10 protein-coding genes are annotated in these 15475 nt (G+C 36.3%); 6 read left to right on the forward strand and 4 right to left on the reverse strand.

Annotated features, from left to right (window positions below):
• Positions 1–118: 118 nt before the first annotated feature.
• The 4 genes from ACNQF9_RS04705 (at position 119) to ACNQF9_RS04720 (ending at position 6542) form a co-directional block, all read left to right on the forward strand.
• Complete coding sequence (locus tag ACNQF9_RS04705) at positions 119–1330, forward strand: MFS transporter (RefSeq protein WP_417959083.1); 1212 nt, start codon at positions 119–121, stop codon at positions 1328–1330.
• 486 nt (positions 1331–1816) lie between these two features.
• Positions 1817–4654 (forward strand): carboxypeptidase-like regulatory domain-containing protein, encoded by a 2838-nt coding sequence (locus tag ACNQF9_RS04710; protein ID WP_417989725.1) that lies wholly within the window; start codon positions 1817–1819, stop codon positions 4652–4654.
• Between the two features lie 10 nt (positions 4655–4664).
• The gene (locus ACNQF9_RS04715) at positions 4665–6020 is read left to right on the forward strand and encodes a DUF5689 domain-containing protein (protein ID WP_417959085.1); all 1356 of its coding nucleotides are present in this window, start codon (positions 4665–4667) and stop codon (positions 6018–6020) included.
• Positions 6021–6080: 60 nt separating this feature from the next.
• The gene (locus ACNQF9_RS04720; RefSeq protein WP_417959086.1) at positions 6081–6542 is read left to right on the forward strand and encodes an FKBP-type peptidyl-prolyl cis-trans isomerase; all 462 of its coding nucleotides are present in this window, start codon (positions 6081–6083) and stop codon (positions 6540–6542) included.
• Between the two features lie 58 nt (positions 6543–6600).
• Here ACNQF9_RS04720 and ACNQF9_RS04725 read toward each other — a convergent pair whose 3' ends face one another.
• Positions 6601–8718: a glycoside hydrolase family 97 protein gene (locus tag ACNQF9_RS04725; protein ID WP_417959087.1), complete on the reverse strand. Its 2118-nt coding sequence runs from the start codon at positions 8716–8718 to the stop codon at positions 6601–6603.
• A 304-nt stretch (positions 8719–9022) separates the two neighbouring features.
• A complete protein-coding gene (locus ACNQF9_RS04730; protein WP_417959088.1) occupies positions 9023–10669 on the reverse strand; it encodes a DUF6377 domain-containing protein in 1647 nt (548 codons plus the stop codon).
• A 238-nt stretch (positions 10670–10907) separates the two neighbouring features.
• On the opposite strand from ACNQF9_RS04730, the gene hflX reads away from it, so the two are divergent.
• The gene (gene hflX / locus ACNQF9_RS04735) at positions 10908–12158 is read left to right on the forward strand and encodes a GTPase HflX (RefSeq protein WP_417959089.1); all 1251 of its coding nucleotides are present in this window, start codon (positions 10908–10910) and stop codon (positions 12156–12158) included.
• A 449-nt stretch (positions 12159–12607) separates the two neighbouring features.
• Positions 12608–13903, forward strand: a complete 1296-nt coding sequence (locus ACNQF9_RS04740; protein ID WP_417959090.1) for a hypothetical protein — start codon at positions 12608–12610, stop codon at positions 13901–13903.
• 153 nt (positions 13904–14056) lie between these two features.
• Here ACNQF9_RS04740 and ACNQF9_RS04745 read toward each other — a convergent pair whose 3' ends face one another.
• The gene (locus ACNQF9_RS04745) at positions 14057–14902 is read right to left on the reverse strand and encodes a DUF3078 domain-containing protein (RefSeq protein WP_417989726.1); all 846 of its coding nucleotides are present in this window, start codon (positions 14900–14902) and stop codon (positions 14057–14059) included.
• A gap of 50 nt (positions 14903–14952) precedes the next feature.
• Entirely contained in the window at positions 14953–15468 is a 516-nt protein-coding gene (locus tag ACNQF9_RS04750) for a DUF2480 family protein (protein ID WP_417959092.1), read from the reverse strand.
• Positions 15469–15475: the final 7 nt, after the last annotated feature.

Raw genomic sequence — 15475 nt, forward strand, 5'->3', positions numbered from 1 at the left:
CCAATATTCTGGATTTCTTATCAACAATAACGTTGTATTTTTCAGAGAACTGTGTTGATTTGACATAATGAACCTTGCATTTTGTATTTTTGAGCATTAAACAACAAATTCAACCATCTTGATTGATCTCCATTTTATATCCCGATTTAAAACTAAAGCGAAATACAAGAAAACGTATAAAAATGCTAAAATTACCTATTTGAATCGAATCCGTTGGGCGGTTTCTACGTTCTATTTTGGAATGGGTTTGTGTTTTGCCACTTGGGCTAGCCGAATTCCGGATATTAAAACCGCTTTACAGTTGAGTGAAGGTGATTTAGGAACTATATTATTTGCCTTACCATTAGGACAATTAGTCATCATGCCTTTTTCTGGTAAATTGGTCACCCGTTTTGGTAGTCACAAAATCTTACTGTTTTCACTGTTATTTTATGTTTTTAGTTTGACAAATTTGGGCCTGGCTGTTCAGGCTTGGCAATTGTCCTTAGGCTTATTCGTCTTTGGAATTTTTGGAAATTTATCTAATATTGCTGTAAATACGCAAGGTGTTTATACCGAAGTCCTTTTTAAGAAAACGATTATGTCCTCTTTTCATGGGATGTGGAGTTTTGCAGGATTCACGGGTGCTCTGGTAGGATTGGGAATGTTAGCTTTTGAGCTGACCCCTTACACTCATTTTCTCATTGTTGCCGTAATCGTTCTTTTGATGATGGCTTTTAACTATAAATTTTTAATTAAAGCAAAGGAAACCATTCAAACCGAAAAGAAGAAATTATTTTCGAAACCGGATAGTGGTTTAGTTTGGCTAGGCATCATTGGTTTTTGTTGTATGGCCAGCGAAGGGGTTATGTTTGACTGGAGTGGTGTGTATTTCAAAGATGTCATCAAAGCTCCCGGTCCATTAGTTATTTTAGGATATACTTCCTTTATGATTATGATGGCAGGAGGACGATTCTTAGGAGATGGTCTTATTCATAAATTTGGTCGAAAAACGGTCTTGCAAATTAGTGGTGTCATGATTTCTGCAGGACTTTTTACAGCGGTATTTTTCCCGTTTGTAATCCCAGCAACCATTGCGTTTATGTTTGTCGGATTAGGAGTTTCCACGATAGTGCCTACAGTATACAGCGTTGCCGGAAAAAATCCAAACGTTTCTCCTAGCGTGGCGCTAACTACGGTTTCTAGTGTCAGTTTTTTGGGTTTTCTTATGGGACCACCTATTATTGGTTACATCGCGGAGTTATCAAGCCTCAGATTTTCATTCGCATTCATCGGTATTTTTGGGATTCTTATCGCATTAATGGTTTCCCGAATTAAAGCAATCGAATAAATAGAAGTTTTTAGGAGCACTACATTTCGTTTTCCGAACAACAGATCTTCCCGCTCTGCGCAGTATCTTTTTTTAAACGCAACCTAATTCGAAGTCCAAACTATGAATATAAAGCGTTTATAAAAAGGATACTTGCTTCTATCGGGGCTAATAATTTCTTTTTTATTTTATAAGAAAATTTTTATTTAAAATTACCTGAATGTTATTTTTTTTGTATATTTAATATTATTATTCTTTCAATAAAGAATTTATAAAGCATCAAGAATTTCAAATACCACTTTTTATAAGTATTCCTCTTGGGATTTACGTCCCATTTTTCCAAAATTCATTTTAATTATTTTCAAGTTGTTGTCCCATTTCGGATGACGCTTTCTATGCTTTTAGTTCCACCGTAAAGGAATTTTAACGGTGGAACTTTTCGCTAGGAAATAAAATCCTATCGACCCAAATTTCAGTACCGATATACCATCATCATCATTTAAATATATGAATAAATTTCACATCTGTTTTTTCTTTATCGTTCAAATAGGATGCGTTATAGCACAAAATAACACGGGATTTTTTGGTAAAGTCATCGATTCCAAAACGCAAAATCCGTTGGGGTTTGTAGTGATTAGTATTCAGAATACGAATCGTATGCAACTTACTACGGTAGATGGAAATTTTAGTTTTGATGCAGTTCCATCTGGAAATATATTGCTTCTGATACACAGTCAGGGATTCAAAGAGTCCCTATATCCTCTAGCAATTACTCAAGGACAAATGCTAGATTTAGGAACTATAATTTTAGAAGAAGACCAATCTACAGAACAGCAAAATAGTATAATAACACTTATCGAAAGTGATTTTGGCGAGGATAACAGCAGTTCCGAAAGTACCTCCGGGTTGTTGCAATCCTCCCGGGATGCTTTTTTACAAGCCGCCGCCTTCAATTGGGGACAAGCCCGTTTTAGAGTCCGCGGATTAGACAGCGAGCACTCCACGATGATGATCAATGGCGTTTCCATGAATAAAATTTATGATGGTAGACCACAATGGGGGGAATGGGGCGGATTAAATGATGCGCTACGCAATCAGGAATTTACACTCGGAACAGCGCCTTCGGATTATACGTTTGGTGGAATTTTAGGTACTCAAGAAATTAACACACGGGCTTCAATTTACAGACCCGGTTCCCGAATCTCATTTTCAACAACCAATACCAATTACAGCTGGCGTACCATGGCAACGCATGCTTCCGGGATGAATACCCGTGGTTGGGCTTTTGTGGTCTCGGTAGGCAAGCGCTGGGCGCAAGAAGGCTATTTTGAAGGGACAAATTATGATGCGAATTCCTTTTTTATAAGCCTCGAAAAAAAGGTAACCGAGAAGCATTCCTTCAACTTAACGGCACTGTACACACCCAATTCCAGAGCCAAAAATTCTCCGAACACTGCCGAAGTCACGCAATTGACAAACGTAAAATACAATTCGTATTGGGGTTTTCAAGGCGGTAAAAAAAGGAATGCCCGTATGAAAACCATTGCAGAACCAACGATAATGTTGAATCATTATTATAAAATTAATGATAAGACCAATCTGAATTCTAGTGTGATGTATCAATTTGGAAAAATTGCCAACAGCAACATCGATTATCAAAATGCGAATAGTCCGGATCCAACCTATTATCGAAATTTGCCCAGTTATTACAGCTCGCTTTACGCACCGGATAACGGAGAATTCTCGGGAGCATTTACTCCGGATTATGAAAATGCAGCCAAAAGTAAAACAGAATTTTTAGCCCATTTGCGAATCGATTGGACGGCTTTGTACCAAGCCAATCAAAAGCCAGTTTTTGATTCCAATGGAACGATTACGGGTTATGAACCTGAAAAAAGCAAGTACGTTTTATACGAAGATCAAGTAGAAGACCAAATGGCGGTTGCCACAACAAATTTGAGTGCGCAACTGTCAGAAAATATCTATCTGAATGCCGGAGCATCATTCAAAAAATTGAAATCACATAATTCTCAAAAATTGTTGGACTTGCTTGGCGGTTCTTATTTTGAAGACATCGACGCTTTTTACAGCGGAAATCAATCCCAGTCTGATTTGAATCATCCCGACCGTCAAGTAGTTGTTGGAGATACGTACGGATACAACTATAATTATTTTGCTACTACTTTAGAAGCGTTTACCCAATTTAAATTGAGCTACAATAAAGTAGATTTTTATCTGGCTCAGAATTTTTCAACTGCCAATTATCAAAGAGAAGGTTTGTACAAAAACGGAATCTACGAAACCAATTCCTTCGGGCAAAGTGAAAAGGCGGTCTTCGAAAATTTTGGCTTCAAAGCCGGAATCAACTTCAAAATATCCGGCAAACAGTTGATGACTTTTAATGCGGCACATTTGACCAAAGCACCTTCTTTGAGAAATACGTTTGCTAATTCCCGACTGAATAATTCGATTGTAGACGGACTCGAAAGTGAGAATATTAGCAGTTTGGACGCCAGTTATGTCTATCGCTCCCCAAAACTGAAAGCCCGATTGACGGCCTATTATGCGCTAATTAAAAACGCGACTCAAATTTCCTTTTTTTATGCTGAGGGAATTTTTGATGACGGAGCGGGTTATTTAAACACCGATGCTTTTGTCAGTCAAACCTTAACTCAGCTGAATAAGAAGAATATTGGTGCCGAATTCAGTTTAGAATATCAATTAAGCCAAACTTTTAAAACTACTTTTTCAGCGGCTTTTGGCGAATATACTTTTGACAGTAATCCAAAAGTGACGTTGACAAATGATGCCGAGGCTTCCTTAGAAAACACTAGACCTGTTTTTGATTTTGGAAAGGCTGCACTCAAAAATCACAAACAAGCAGGAATGCCACAACGCGCCTATTCCGTGGGAATTGAATATCGAGATCCAAAATATTGGTGGATTAGTGCTAATGTAAATTACCTCACCAATAGTTATAGTGATGTTTCTCCCATTTCCAGAACCGAAATATTTTATAAAAATCCCGCAAGCGGTTTTAATTTTCCGGAGGCTACGGAAGAACGGGCAGCAACACTATTAAAACAAGAAGAATTTGACCCTACAATGTTATTAAATCTCGTGGGTGGAAAATCATGGCGCATTTATGGAAAGAATGTTGGGATTTTTGCCAGTATCAATAACGTACTTGATGTTTCCTATAAAACCGGTGGCTACGAACAAGCCCGAAATGCTAATTTCAGGCAAATCAATCAAGATGTTTCCAGCGGCACACCTTCTTTTGGTCCAAAATATTTCTACGGATACGGCAGAACGTATTTCGTAAATCTTTATATCAATCTATAAATTAAAGTAAATGAAACTAGCATTTTACAAATCCTTTTTATTATTGCTGTTGACAATCACATTTGGTAGTTGTGTAACGGATGAGGTTGCTGCTCCAAAACTTATTTGTACACAACCGGATTTAGTGACTAATACAACCATCAGCGAAGTGCGCGCTACTGCAAATGCCATTGTAACGCAATACAAGTACGATGATGTTATTGAGGCGTATGTAGTTTCCAGCGATGAATCGGGAAATTTTTTTAAGTCGATTTCTTTTCAAACTTTGGCAACAGCCACAACACCAGCCCAGGGGTTTAGTGTACCCATAGATGCTACAAATTTGTACATTGATTACCGATTGGGCAATAAAGTATATATTAAGCTGAAGGACCAATATACGGATATCTCGTTTGGCGGCATGCGCCTTGGGAGCCTATTTGTGAATTCCTATAATGAAGGTGGAGTAGGGCGCCTTTCACAAAATGAATATAAAAAAGTGCTCAACGCTTCTTGTACAACGGTAAAGGAAGCGGTTTTGATTCGGTCCTTAACAATGTCCGAATTGTTGAATGATTCGAATTTGAATACCTTGGTCGAAGTGTCCGATGTTCAATTTACAGCGGGTGCAATAGGACGTCATTATTTTGAAGAAACCAATAATGTGGGTGGAGCGACAAATTGGGGTTTAATGGATAAGTTGGGAAATAAAATCTATTTTAGAACCAGTAGTTTTTCTGATTTTTCAAGTAAAGTAATTCCCAACGGAAGTGGAAAAGTGAGGGGAATTTTAACGAAATATGGAACGGATTACCAATTATTACCGCGTTCCGAAAAAGATGTGGTGATGACGGGAAGTAGAGAGGTTCCGTTCTTCTCTGAAGATTTTGAAACGGTAGTTGACAAATCGAACTTAAGTCTACCAGGATGGTTCAATATGGTGGAGAAAGGAGCCCTTTTCTGGAAAGGCATAGTCTATTCCGGAAACGGGTACGCCGAATTTAATATTTCAGGAACAAAAGTAGCTTCTAATGTGGCTTGGCTGATTTCGCCAAAAATAGATATGGACGTTCACACGAAAGAAGTCTTGACTTTTAGAACGGCCCAGCATCATTTAGACGTCGATTCCCAGTTGAATTCTCTGGAAGTGTATGTTTCTACTAATTTTGACGGATTGAACGTAACAACTACCACTTGGATTCCGCTCGTTATTAATCTGCCCAAACAAGCAACGCCTTGGCATCAATTTATAGGAAGTGGTGGAGTAGATTTGTCTTCTTATAAAGGTAAGATCAACCTTGCTTTTAAGTATACCGGTTCCGGAAAAAACCTAGCTTTGGATGGTGCTTTTCAGGTAGATGACGTCCAGATTTTTGGTGTAAAATGATTTTTATAAAAGGCTTTACTTGAATTACTATATTTGCAGCCTTAACATTTAAATTAAATTATGAAATCTACTTTATTAGCATTAGTTTCTTTATTATTTGTTTCTTGTTTATCGGATAATGAAGCATCTAAACCTGTTGATTACACGGTTCAAAATGAAAAAGAAATCGTGGATTATATTGCCAAAAATAAATTAACTGCCACAAAAACCGATTCAGGTTTGTATTATGTGATTAGTGAAGCAGGAACTGGCGCTCAACCAACAGCCTCCTCTAATGTTACGGTAGCGTACAAAGGGTATTTTACTAATGGAAATGTTTTTGATGAAAGTAAAGCAGAAGGTATTTCTTTTGGATTGAATCAAGTTATAAAAGGTTGGACAGAAGGTATTCCCTTTTTTAAAGAAGGTGGAAACGGAGTTCTTTTGATTCCTTCTCATCTGGGTTATGGAAGCAACGGTAGCGGACCAATTCGAGGAGGCTCTGTTCTTATTTTCAATGTCAAACTGATTAAAGTAAATTAGTTTAAGACTATTATAAAATCAAAAAAGGCTGTCTATTTGGACAGCCTTTTTTAGTTATTTATTTTTTGATTTCAACGATGCTTATCGCATAACCTCCACCCGGAGCACTGAGTTGTGCCAGTTTTGATTTATTGGTCACCGTCATTTTACGAATCGTATAGGCTTGCGGATTGGTTTTATAATGTGCATCCTTGGCATCTGCGTAAATGGTGGCTACATATTTTTTTCCTTTTTCCAAGAAATCAAATTTTATCGTTGAGGTACGAGAAGTATCGCCGTTTACATTACCGATAAACCAATTGTTAGTCACTTTTGCTTTACGCGCAACGGTCACATATTGTCCTGGTTCTGCTTCAAGGTATTTGCTATCAGACCAATCTACTGCAACATCTTTGATAAACTGAAAAGCATCAGGAAAGCGATCGTAATTTTCGGGTGTATCAGCTGCCATTTGTAATGGGCTGTACATTGTTACGTACAATGCCAATTGATTCGCAATCGTACTGTTGACATGAGAATTATTATCCGGATTCAATTTGTTTAAATCCATTTCGAAAATACCCGGAGTATAATCCATCGGTCCACCCACTAAACGGGTGAATGGCAATACCGTTACGTGATTTGGTTTAGAACCTCCAAAAGCTTGGTATTCAGTTCCTCTTGCCGCTTCGTTACCAATTAAATTGGGATAGGTTCTGGAAATTCCTGTTGGACGAACCGCCTCGTGCGCATTCAACATAATTTTATACTCGGCTGCTTTTTCTAAAGCATATTGGTAATGATTGACAATCCATTGACTGTAGTGGTTTTCGCCTCTTGGCATAATATCTCCTACATAACCGCTTTTTACAGCGTCATATCCATTGTCTTTCATAAATTGATACGCTTTGTCCATGTGGCGCTCGTAGTTGCGTACCGAACCAGAAGTTTCGTGGTGCATAATCATTTTAATGCCTTTTGATTTGGCGTATTCATGCAATCCTTTGACATCAAAATCAGGGTATGGAGTCAGAAAATCAAAAACATAATCTTTGGAGTGTCCAAACCAGTCTTCCCAACCTTCATTCCACCCTTCGACTAAAACGGCATCAAAACCGTGTTTAGCTGCAAAATCAATGTATTTTTTTACATTAGTGTTAGTAGCACCGTGTTTTCCATTTGGCTTCGCTTTTGCAAAATCAGAAACGCCAAGTTGTACAGTAGGAAATTCATCCGTGTACGCCCAAGAGCTTTTCCCAGCAATCATTTCCCACCATACCCCTACATATTTAACGGGTTTTATCCATGATGTATCTTCAATTTTAGAAGGGTCATTCAAGTTTAACGTCATTTTTGAAGCCAGAATTTCTCTTGCGTCATCACTAACAATTATGGTACGCCAAGGCGAATGATTTGGAGCCTGCATGTATCCTTTGTCGCCTTTGGCATCTGGTGTCAACCAAGATTCGAATACCATAGTTGCATCATCCAGATTCAAATGCATACAGGAATAATTGATTAATGCCGCTTCGTGTAAATTGATATACAATCCATCTGCTGTTTTCAGCATTAGCGAAGTTTGAACTCCTGTTGTAGAAAAAGACTTTTGAGAGACATTTGCTGTAGTTGCTTTTTCTGACAAGCCTCTAATTTCTGATAATTTTGATGTGGTGTAATCGTATTCTTGAGTGTCATAATCACCTGGAATCCAAAATGCAGTATGATCACCCGCCATGGCAAACTGGGTTCTTTCTTCTTTAATTACAAAATATGTAAGGTTTTTTTGTGAAGGGAATTCATAACGAAATCCTAAGCCATCGTCAAACAAACGAAAACGAATAACAATTTGTCTGTCCGTTTCTTTTTGATTTAAGGTTACTGCCAATTCGTTATAATGATTGCGAATGGAGGTAACTTCTCCCCAAACGGGTTTCCAATTTTCATCAAAAGTTGTAGTTTTTGTATCAACAACAGTAAAATCATTTAACAACGATTTTTTGTCGTTTTTTAATTCAATACCCAATTTACTTGGTTTTACAACGGCTTTATTTTTGTAAGTTAAACTGTAGCTTGGAGTTCCGTCCTTTTGTAAGGAGAATTCCATTACAAATTTTCCGTTTGGTGATTTTAACTGCTGCGATTTTGCAGGGCTAAAAAACGCGAGCCACGCAAGGGCTGTGAAAAGAAATTGCTTCATTTTTTAAATAGAATTTGATAAATTAATTTTTCAGATTTGGTAATAGAACATGATTTTCACGAAATCGATTTATTGAAAAATCCAAATTTTTCCCGACTTCGAGAAAGTAAAAGTATACGCTTTTCGCATTACATATTTTTGTCATTCTAAAAAAGTAGATAGACCCTCTATTTTTTATACGCAAGATACTGAATATGTTTATTTTATGTAAATTTAGAACTTAAAAAAAGTAGTGTTTTTTTAATTAAAAAAAGGGTGCTAAGATTGTTTTAGACTTTAAGATTCCCTTGAAAAAAGAATTTTGCTATTTTAAATTTGTTCCTATTCGCATTATTTTAGCTTCAAAATCTTCTCGTGGACCAGCTGCTTTGTTTTTAAGTTGCGAACGGTAATTGTAAATGGTGGATACCGAATACCGGAGGAAAGTTGAAATTTTTGCGCTGTCCTTAATGCCCAAACGAATGAGGGCGAAGATTCTTAGTTCCGTATTCAGCAGTTCGCCTTCCTTTAATTGTGTTACTTCGTTATCAATCAATAAAGCGCTGAATTCTGGTATGAAGTTAGGAAAGAGTTGCAAGAACGTTTTGTCAAAATTGCTATAAAATTCCTTAAGCTCATTTTCGACAAACTGTTTTGATTTTACGGCACTGATAAGGTCGTTCATTTTTCCTGTTGTAGCCATGACATTCAATTTTCGGCGGTATTCGTCTAATTTTCCGATGTAATCGGAGCACTGATCCATGTAGCGGCCAATGTATATTTCTTTTAAAAGATTGGCTTCGCTCAGCGTATAATTGGTCTCGTTTAACGTTTCATTGAAGGTTTTTAATTCAGTATTTAATTCCGAAAGTTTGCCGTTAGCTAAACTCAAATCCTGTTTTGCTTTAGACAATTTTTTCATTTGTTTAAAAAGTAAAAAAAGCACAGCCAACAAGAATATTGATAATATACTGGCACTTGTTAAAAACAGTACCAACTGAAATTGATTGGTTTCATTTTGTTTTTGATACGCCTCGTTGATAATGGGCAGCATCTTTGATATTTCATAAGTTCTCAGTCGGGCGTTACAAAAAAGAGCATCTTCGAGGGAGCGTTTGATGTATGTATATGCGTGGTCAATATCACCTTTTTCATACATTAGAAAAGCCAAGGAACGCAACGATATATATTCTTTTTTGGCCAACTGCAAATCAGAAATAGCAGAAATGGTTAGCCATTTTTTCTCCAGCTTAGCATCTTTTTTTTGGCGATACGCCTGCGATATAATATAGGCAATAACCGCTTTATCTGGACTGTTGTGCGCAATATTTGGAAAATAGTTCAGTAATAAAGTCAGCGTTTCATCGTGTTTCCCGGCATCAAGAAGCGTACTGGATTTTGCCATAACATAAGCGCCTGATTGCGGTGCATAACAAATTAAGGAGGAATCACGGTGTTTTTTGGTTAGTAGTAAATACTTTTCTTTTTCCTGAGGTGAAGCTGCATAATCTGACATGTAGCCATAAACCACACTGTTTACGGTATAATAATAGCCTTTAAGATCAGGCGAAGTATTAATATTGATTCGGTTAAGAATATCGGTTGCTTCCTTGTACATCCCTAATGTTCCCATGATAGAGGCTAAACTTAATCGCGCATGATTACTCTTTTGGCTATCCTTTAGTTTCGTAGCAATTTGAAAACTCCTTCGAGCGTAAACCAACGCTGAATCCGATTGATACGATTTATACTCAACATATAATTTCCCATATGTATTGTATTTTTGAATTTCAGTAGAAGAGTTTGACAACAATTCTTTGAGTTTGTTTATCTCGCGCTCTTTTTTATTGGAATAAAAAGCATAATCCACTATCGTTTGATCCAATTTTTTCAGCAATTCTTCCGAATTATTTTGGGCAAAAAGAAAAGCAGGAAATAGGAATGCAATAAGGAATTTCAAAACGCGATTCATTTCAATGGAATTATATGGGTGTAAAAATAATTAAAAATCCAAAGGAAGTTCAAAAGTATGAAATGCTAAAGTAAGAGTTTTCAAAATAAAAGCAAATCGTTAATTTGTTTTTGTACTTCTTTGGACTGATTTTCGGTTGTATCCAAAAACTATCATTATTCACGGCTTCTAATTTTTTATAAACCTAGAACTCCATAAGTCCCTGACAAATCATTAAATTTGTAGCTTATTCAAAGACATGTTAGAAAAAGAAACAATAAATTTCGAAAAAACGGCTATAGTTGGTATTGTAACTCAAAACCAAAGTGAAGAGAAACTACGTGAATATCTTGACGAATTAGAGTTTTTGACTTTTACCGCTGGTGGTCGCGTGGTGAAACGCTTTTCGCAAAAGATGGAGCGTCCCAATCCCAAGACGTTCGTTGGTACGGGAAAAATTGAAGAGATTCATCTTTTTGTTAAAGAAAATGAGATTTCAACTTTGGTATTTGATGATGAATTATCGCCTTCACAGCAAAAAAATATATCTAAAATCATTACAGAATGTAAAATTCTGGACAGAACGCACCTTATCTTGGATATTTTTGCGCAACGTGCCGAGACTTCGTATGCCAGAACGCAAGTAGAATTAGCACAATGTCAATATTTATTACCAAGACTTTCCGGAATGTGGACGCACTTGGAGCGTCAAAAAGGAGGAATTGGAATGCGTGGACCAGGAGAAACGGAGATCGAAACCGACAGGCGTATTGTTCGTGATCGAATTGCGTTATTGAAAGAAAAAATAAAAAGTATTGACAAGCAAATGGGAACCCAACGTGGCAATCGGGGCGCAATGGTTCGTGTAGCTTTGGTTGGGTATACCAATGTTGGGAAATCAACTTTAATGAATGCTGTCGGGAAAAGTGATGTTTTTGTAGAAAACAAACTTTTTGCCACTTTGGATACCACCGTTCGAAAAGTAGTCATCAAAAACCTGCCTTTCTTACTTTCGGATACCGTAGGATTTATCAGAAAATTGCCAACACAATTGGTTGATTCTTTCAAAAGTACGCTGGATGAGGTTCGTGAAGCTGATTTATTATTGCACGTAGTTGATATTTCGCATCCTGAATTTGAAGATCATATTGCATCGGTAAATCAAACGTTATTGGACATCAAGGCTAATGACAAACCCGTTATTATGGTTTTCAATAAAATCGATGCTTACAAGCATTTGACCATTGATGAAGATGATTTAATGACCGAAAAAACGCCAAGACATTACACGCTTGAAGAATGGAAATCAACTTGGATGAGTAGGGTAGGAGCGCAAAATGCGTTGTTTATTTCGGCTACTAACAAAGAAAATTTCGAGGAATTCAGAGAACGTGTTTACGAAGCGGTACGACACATTCACATCACCCGTTTTCCGTACAATAAGTTTTTATATCCGGATTATAAAGACGCGGTGGAGAAAGAAGAAAAAGACGACGAAGAAACCGAATAATTTTCAATTTATAGAGTACACAGCTGTCAGTTCGAGCGTAGTCGAGAACAAAGCAAGTTCACTTACAGAATCCCTTTTGATATTTTCAAGAGGGATTTTTTTTTGGGCATGTCCCAGCTTCCTCTGCGTTACAGCTGCGTCAGGTTGTTCGTTTCAATCTTTTATTTCGCTGCGCTGCATAAAAGGATTTCCGCTGCCATCCTTCATGCGGAATAACGATAACGATAATTTACAAATGAATGTCCAGTTGATTATTTGTAAGATAATTATTAAGGTGTATATTTGAAAGGGATACGCTATGAAGTAGCGTGTATCTATCCAAAATGAGAGGTATACGGGCTACTTTGTAGCGGCTATATACTAGTTGGGTGTAATTAGCATATATCGTGGGAAAAATTACAGAATAAATTAGTTGCAAAAATTGAAATTTATACAAAAACAATAAAAAAATGGATTCAACTTTACAAGAATTATGTGATTCTTTAGATGATTTGGCAAACGCTATTCTAACAGCTTCCTCAAGTAATCAAACTTTAACAGAACAGTTTGGTTGGAATTGTCCAGCATTAAATCGTTTAGATATTGCAAATTTATCAAGTGAAATTTCAACTAAAATAAAAAAGTTAAATCCAGATACAATTGATGAAAATTTAACTGCATTAATTGAATTAATTCCTGCAAAAATTGAACTATTAAAAGTACATACACTTCCTCAAATGTTCAATTCGAACTGCGTAAATGCAATACAATCTTATATGGCATTAATTCAATGGATTAATACTATTATTGAACCAATTTTTAGTTGGGAAGTTTTACAAGATAATAAAGCATTACCAACACAACTTACTAGAAAACTTCGATCAATACAGCTTGAAATCGATAATATTGTTCCCGATAAATTAAAAATTGAATCACAAATTAAATTGATTCAAAATGCAACTGAAGCTGCTGAATCTCTGCCTACTGATTTAGAAAGTTTAAAAGAAGCAAGAAAAAAAGTTGATGTGTTTTCAAGTGATTCTGCAAAACTATTTGGTAAAATAGAAACTTATCACAAAGATATTCAAGAATTATCAAACAACATATTAGATAAGAAAAAAGAAACGGATTTATTAGTTGAACAATGTGAAGAAGCATATAGAATAACAACAACTAAAGGTTTAGCTTCATCATTTGAACAAAGAGCTAACAAACTGTCTAATACAATGTGGATTTGGGTTGTTGGACTAATTCTAACTTTAGTAGCAGGAAGTTTAATTGGTACTTCAAGATTTGAAACTTTAACAGAAGCATTAAAAGACTCCAGTCCAAATTGGGGAATAATTTGGATTGACATTACATTATCAATTCTTGCTTTGGCTGCACCTATTTGGTTCGCTTGGATCGCAACAAAACAAATAAACCAAAGATTTCGATTAGCTGAAGATTATGCATTTAAATCATCTGTCGCAAAAGCTTATGAAGGTTATCGTAAAGAAGCTTCTAGGATAGATGAAGCATTCGAAGCTAGACTTTTTAGTTCTGCATTATCTAGACTTGAAGAAGCTCCATTAAGATTAGTTGAGAATGAAAATCACGGTAGTCCTTGGCAAGAGTTATTAAGTTCTCCAGCTTTTTTAAAGGCAATGGATATTGTGCCAGAATTAAAAGAAAAATTTATTTCAATAGCGAAAGAAGGTTCAGCAAAAATTGAAACCATAATAAAAACTAAATCAAAATTGAAAGAAGAAGAAGAAGAAGAGTAACTACACCCACTAGCGCTCGTTTGTCCACATTTTCTGGTGCTCGTTTGCAACGAGTACCTACTTAAATTAAGAAACAAATTATAGCGTTTGCAACGCGGATTGCTAAAACAAAGTTATTTTAAGGCGCGACAGAATAATAAAATAGACCTTTTTCTAAAAACCATAATTAACACCTAATCCAAATACTTCTCGTACTTGTACCGCTTTGATTGTGTTGTGATCGTATATTCCTTGTAAGGCCAAATTGGCCGTTATGTATTTGTTGATTCTCATGAGAATGTTCATTTGATAATCAACATCAATATTCTCTGGTTGGTCTAAATAATTGGAGTATAAATTCAATCGGTTTTCAACAGAAATATTAGCCATTACATTGAATTTATAATAAGCTGAAATGCTGGCCCCAAATTCAAGTCGGGAACTATCGCCTTGCAATACTCCAAAAGAAGAGCCGAAATCAGTAAAATGTGGGTGAACTAAAATTAATTTTGCGGTAGCTGGAGAAAAATTAACGCTTAAATTATTGCTTTTTTTCCACCACATTCCGGGTCCAAATTGGAAATAAGCAGGGGATAAAAAATGAGAAATGGTAGTGCCGTTGTTATCATTACCAACATCCATTTGTGTTTTGAAATTAAAAAAAAGCGAGTAATTCCAATCTCCTTTGGCTTTCTTACCCCAAAGGGAATTCAATTCTAACCGGTCATCTGTCTTTGATATTTTTGAACCGGTTACTTTGGTTAATCCGTAAGCGGCTATGAATTTATTGTCCCAAATCACAGCTCCATTTTTATAATTGAAATCATAATTCAGTCCAAAATTTCCGGCAAGGTTTGAAGTCCCACCGCCCAACCATTTACTGTTGAAAGCAGTCTGATTAAAAAGCAAAGAAATATTCCCTTTTTTTGTCCAAAGTTTTATAGTGTCATTTGTAGTTTCCTGTGCCTTAACGAAATTCGCAACTAGGAGCAACACTAAAGAAAATACGATTTTTTTCATGGCTTTAGATTTAAATTCTACTTTAAAAGTACAAAATAAACATAAACAAACTACTCTTTCTTATGTGCTTTATATAATGGAACGGCAGCACATGCTTCACCATACATAATGCTTCGTGCAAAGGGATACAGATACTGTGCGGCTAGCACATAAGCTCGCATAGGAACTGGTTTTCTAGAGCATCCTTTTATAATAACGGGCTTATTTTTATAAACCGAATAATCAATTTTAGGCAACAATTCTTCATAAAGAGAAGCATCTAAATCTTCTACAGTACCATTGATTATTTTCTTTGCAAATGGGGCTAATTGAATGGCCACTAAAATAGAACTCCAAGCTGGAACTATGGCATCGGTACTGCAATGAATAGCAACATACTGATCTTGATATTGTGACCAATCATGACTTTTCAGAGCTGCTCTAAATTCTTGCTCTCTCAATAAAAACCCTTCTAAAAGCCATTGTGAAAGATCTATTTGTGTGCGAATTCCTTTTGGATAATAATCTTCGAGATCGAAAACTTCCAAAATACTATTGGCAACTTTATTTATAATTTCATGTTCCATCCTATTT

This window comes from Flavobacterium amylolyticum, assembly GCF_048284335.1.
GTDB lineage: Bacteria > Bacteroidota > Bacteroidia > Flavobacteriales > Flavobacteriaceae > Flavobacterium.

Coding starts and splice junctions, on each gene's coding strand:
- ACNQF9_RS04710 (WP_417989725.1), top strand. CDS start 1,817: ATGAATAAATTTCACATCTGTTTTTTCTTTATCGTTCAAATAGGATGC.
- ACNQF9_RS04715 (WP_417959085.1), top strand. CDS start 4,665: ATGAAACTAGCATTTTACAAATCCTTTTTATTATTGCTGTTGACAATC.
- ACNQF9_RS04720 (WP_417959086.1), top strand. CDS start 6,081: ATGAAATCTACTTTATTAGCATTAGTTTCTTTATTATTTGTTTCTTGT.
- ACNQF9_RS04725 (WP_417959087.1), bottom strand. CDS start 8,718: ATGAAGCAATTTCTTTTCACAGCCCTTGCGTGGCTCGCGTTTTTTAGC.
- ACNQF9_RS04730 (WP_417959088.1), bottom strand. CDS start 10,669: ATGAATCGCGTTTTGAAATTCCTTATTGCATTCCTATTTCCTGCTTTT.
- hflX (WP_417959089.1), top strand. CDS start 10,908: ATGTTAGAAAAAGAAACAATAAATTTCGAAAAAACGGCTATAGTTGGT.
- ACNQF9_RS04740 (WP_417959090.1), top strand. CDS start 12,608: ATGGATTCAACTTTACAAGAATTATGTGATTCTTTAGATGATTTGGCA.
- ACNQF9_RS04745 (WP_417989726.1), bottom strand. CDS start 14,902: ATGAAAAAAATCGTATTTTCTTTAGTGTTGCTCCTAGTTGCGAATTTC.
- ACNQF9_RS04750 (WP_417959092.1), bottom strand. CDS start 15,468: ATGGAACATGAAATTATAAATAAAGTTGCCAATAGTATTTTGGAAGTT.